The sequence below is a fragment of the Acinetobacter sp. Ver3 genome (assembly GCF_000632455.1).
Classification (GTDB): domain Bacteria; phylum Pseudomonadota; class Gammaproteobacteria; order Pseudomonadales; family Moraxellaceae; genus Acinetobacter.
This window is the reverse complement of sequence record NZ_JFYL01000126.1, coordinates 1-3,219: the sequence shown is the minus strand read 5'-3', so window position 1 is coordinate 3,219 and position 3,219 is coordinate 1. Positions and strand designations below refer to the sequence as shown.

The 3,219-nt window shown below is 30.8% G+C and carries 2 protein-coding genes; both read left to right on the top strand.

Annotated elements, in window-relative coordinates; all coding sequences use genetic code 11:
- A partial coding sequence (locus CL42_RS15715; protein ID WP_035270783.1) for an ATP-binding protein occupies positions 1 to 1,787 on the top strand: 1,787 nt, incomplete at its 5' end.
- 91 nt (positions 1,788 to 1,878) lie between these two features.
- Positions 1,879 to 2,880, top strand: coding sequence for a PIN domain-containing protein (locus CL42_RS15710; protein ID WP_000499370.1), 1,002 nt, complete (start codon positions 1,879 to 1,881; stop codon positions 2,878 to 2,880).
- Positions 2,881 to 3,219 lie beyond the last annotated feature (339 nt).

Below are 3,219 nucleotides of genomic sequence, written 5' to 3'. Positions count from 1 at the left end.
CTGCTAAAGTTCAAACATCCTTAACAAACGCTACCGATCAATCTTATGAAGTACCAAATAAAATTTTTAATATTTCTACAAAAAAAACTTATGAGGTATATGAATATAATGATTGGAATCCGCTAATTTTTTTACCAGAGAGAGCTATATCAGTAGCTGACTTTACAGGACGAAAAAAAGAAATCACTGAGCTTATTGACTGGTTTAATGATCCAGAAGACTCAAAACGATGTCTTGTATATGGTGATGGTGGCATTGGAAAGACAACTCTCATTTTAGAATTTATGCATCGTGTCCTTGAAGGTTCTATTGAGGTCGAATGGAAACCCAGTGTTATTACTTTTTACACAGCAAAAAAGACTCGTTGGGGAATACATGGTTTAGAATCACTCACGAACAACAATCTAGGCGTTGCAGATGTCGCTTTACATATAGCACAACTATTAGAAGTCAAACTTGACAATAGTTGGTATCAAAAAGATGCAGAAACTATTATTCAAAAATTAAAAGGCTTACTTGAAAAAGAGAAGATTAAAAAAAATGAGCATCTCATTATTTTAGATAATACAGAAACTATGGCTGAAAATGATGATGATATTATTAATCTAGGTAAACAAATACACTTACTTTCCCGTTATGCTGGAAGAGTAATTCTTACTTCTCGTCGTACAGAAAGACTTGAAGCAAGACCAATTGAAACAACTAAATGGTCCGATGAAGAAGGTGTAGAATATATTCAAAAAAGAGGAGATATATTAAATATTGATGCAATAAAAAAGGCTGGCATACCTACTTTAAAAAAAATCACTCGAGAACTCAATAATAAACCATTGATTTTGAATGTTTTCATTCAATTTGCAAATGAACTACAAAGCTCACTTAATAGCGCATTAGATAAAGTGAAAAGATTACAGGAAAAAGACTTAGGGATGTTCTTGTTTTCTGATGTTTGGGAAAGATTTAATGAAAAAGAAAAGCACTTTTTACTTCTCTTAACCTATTTTGGTCCTGATCATGATCAATATTTTATGCAATTAGCTTCTGATAAAGCTAATTTAACTTTTTCTTTAGCTCAGAGCACATTAGAAGGTAGTAAAGGGATTTGTCAACTTAGTAGTATTGATGGCCAACTTCAGATTACTTTCAACAATGATTTTATGAAATTTTGTAAAGATAGAACTGTAAATTTTAATGATCAAACACATCCTCTTCAAAAAGATCTAGAAACAATCCAAAAAAGATATATAGAGTTTTTAAAACATATTGAAGTAGAAATATCAGATAATGATCAAAAAGCTTATTTAAGTAGGTTTGCACGGGCAGCTAGAAAATTCTTTAATGAGGGTAATAAAGAACAAGCAATTTCATACTATGAATTAGCGATAGATGAGGATCCAACAAATATTTGGTTATTAGAGAAGTATTCAAACACTCTATTTATATATAAAGATTTTCTACCAGCATTAGAAAAAATCAATAAAGCTACTAACATTGATCCTAATCACTCAGAACTCCAATTTACTAAAGGTAAAATATTAGCCAGAATTAAAAATAAAACCAAAGAATCTATAACGTGCTTAGATTTAGCTCATAAACTCGGGAAATCTATGCACCTATGTGAGTTACAAAAAATATATGCTTATTTAGCAGATGGAGATATAGAGCACGCAACCATATCATTAAATATCGCTAAGAGTAATATCCCTAACGATTCTTATTACCAAAAGTGCAAGATAGAAATTGAACGCTTAGAACGCAAAATAAATCAATATATATTGCCTCTATAGAAAATGTTACTTTAGATGTATTTATAGAATTACCTATAAGCACATTAATGAGGGTCAATAAATTTAACTTTTTAATAATCAATGAGGCAGTATGTTTTATATATTTCTTGATACGTGTGTTTTTTTAGATATTTCTACTAAGAAACAAGAATTACCACTAGTTTCTGCATTGGAAGAACTTGTTCGTACTAAAGTAGCAAAGTTAGTCGTAATTGACTTAGTAGCTCAAGAATATGAAAGAAACAAAGAAGAGGTCGCAAACAAAACAGCAAAACGATTATCTCAAGAATTTAAACAAGTCAAAGCAGTTGTAAGTGAGTTTGCAAAAAAAAATAAAGCTCAAACCATTGAAGTACTAAACGATATAAATGCAAGACTTCCTCTTTTGACTGATGCTAACTATGCAACCATTAACAGAGTTGAGAGACTAATTGAATCAGCGGAAAAAATAAGTATTAGCGAGCGCTCAAAGATTGCAGCCATTCAACGAGGCTTAGATAAAAAAGCTCCATTCCATATCAGTAAAAACTCAGTAGCTGATGCTGTAATTATTGAGCAATTTTATGAATTTTCATTAGGTGTCAATACGGCAGATAGTTGTTTTTTCATAACACATAATCATAACGACTTTTCTGCCAAAGACCATCGAAAGCCTCATACTGATTTTGAAAATATTTTCAATGGTAATACTTGTTATTTTAACAACTTAGCATCCGCAATCAACCAGATTGATAATAATTACTTAGCTGAAATAGAGTTTGAATATGACTTTACAGAAGAAACTCGGGGTTTAAGAGAAATTCTCGATGTATTAGACGAGCTAGTGGATAAAATTTGGTATAACCGTCATCAAAATCTAATCTGGAAAATAAATGAAGGTGAGATAGAAATTGTTCCTAAAGGTACGAAACACTATGGTAATCATTTTATTCACGAAGATATTCTTGAAGGTGCAATCAAATCTGCCAAACAAGTTAAAGAGACATATGAAGATGTTGGCCCTTGGAATGACTTTGAATGGGGTATGATTAACGGTAAATTGTCAGCTCTACGTTGGGTATTAGGTGACGAATGGGATATGTTAGATACCTAAGATAACAATCGATATCGTTTTCAACTGAATATTATATTTTTCAATCTCTTAAGTATGATACTTTACTAAGAAATATGAATAAAGATAGTTAGAACAGGATATTCCCCTTTCTCAAACCAACCGTACTACAAATTTAATTGTCTAATCGTATAACTCTCAAAACCACTAAATCAAGTAGAGCCATTTCAATTTATCTTCTTAAGATTGCAAAACAATAAAATACAATATATGGTATCAAAATTCAAAGAACTACCACTATATATAGTGGTTATTAAAAATAGAAACATTTTAGGAATAATTTGTAGAAAAATTTGCATACTCTTTACTGTTCAGTTATTA